At 48.4% G+C, this 1,439-nt stretch carries 1 protein-coding gene; it reads right to left on the reverse strand.

The genetic code is table 11. The features are described 5' to 3' along the window. Positions 1–1,385: ribulose bisphosphate carboxylase/oxygenase activase (locus IE294_RS50375; RefSeq protein WP_229918269.1), on the reverse strand; the 1,385-nt coding region annotated here is incomplete at its 3' end. Positions 1,386–1,439: the final 54 nt, after the last annotated feature.

Below are 1,439 nucleotides of genomic sequence, written 5' to 3' on the forward strand. Positions count from 1 at the left end.
CTACTTCTAGCCGTTGGATCAAAGTTATCAGCATTTGGATCAGTGCATCCTTCGGGAACTGGAACCCCAACTTGTTGTGCTGCTTTGCCATAGAAAGTTCCTCTGTTGATAGAATCTTCATTAGCTTCACCAAGGGCAGCTTCACTCAAGTATTTGTCAGCCAATTGGACTCTCTTAACATTCTCTTGCTCAGCAACAAGCATGTTTCCATATTCCAATAGCTTTTCAATGGTCATTTTCGGTTGCTCAAATGTTGGAGGTCCGTCCCTTGAGTTCACTAACTTCTTCCCTATGCCTGCAACTCCGACATCACCGATCCATTTCCTCACTTCGTCATCGTAAACCCGAGCCCTCAAGGCACCGAAGAAATCGATGGATTGGCCGGGGAAGGTGTCGACGAGCTTAACAATGTCTTCATCTGGGATGCCGTCGGTCCTGAAAATACCTTTGCAAACACCGACACGGTCGTCCCTAGTTGGTGCCCAGTAAAATTTCTCCATACGACCGTCACGGATGAGAGGAGCATACAGTGTGGAGAAATCGTTACCAGTGACGATAATGGGGACACGGGGGTTCTCTTCCTTGTTGTACATACCGGGGAGCTGGACGTTGGTGGGGTTATCGGCGATGTTCATGAGGGTAGCATTAACCATCTGGTTGTTGACTGTGTATTGGGTGGTTCCTCCCATACGACCGGCACCAGCATCGAGATCGTTAATGAAGAGGGCGCACATTTTGCCCTTGTTGATTATGTCGGCGGCTTCACGGTACCTTTGCCTGATCAACTTGGCTGGTTCACCGGCGTTTCCACTTTCCAGTTCTCCGGCACTCATCATGATGGGGTTGATCCCCATCTTGGCAAACACAAGCTCACATTGGAAAGATTTTCCTTGACCTTTGCCTCCCCAAATACCCAAGATTAGAGGAACCTTAATGTTAGGGAGGGACATGAAGTTCTTGGTGATGTGAACAACAAGCTTGTCCATGAATGCAGGAGCAATGTAGAAACCATCCATGTTGTTGTCCAAATCGTACGTTTTAAGACCTTGGCTGATGTATTCATAGGAACTCATGACAGCATAGTGAGTTCCATCATTTATGGGAGCTTGGAACAAGGAATCCACCATCCCTTTCCCTCGAGTAATGTCTTGTTGGTCGTCCGAAATATCGTAAGCCAACCCTTTCCATCGGTCCTTTTCGGTCTGTGTCTCTTCGTCTATCTCTTTCTCCGCCGCCATCACCTTAAAACTTCCCGAAGGAACCTGCCTGGTGTTGTTGAATCTTGAGCTCACTTTCTTCCCCATGAAAGCTGAGGTTGGGACTGACACTCCCAGAGCTCGGTTGGCGGCGGCAGCGGCAGCGACGGTGGAGATGGCTGCAGCCATGGCTGAGAGAGAGACTGAAGAAAACAACTGTGAAATTGTTAACTGAATTTGAGA

This window comes from Streptomyces canarius (assembly GCF_014650735.1).
Classification (GTDB): Bacteria; Actinomycetota; Actinomycetes; order Streptomycetales; family Streptomycetaceae; genus Streptomyces; species Streptomyces olivaceoviridis.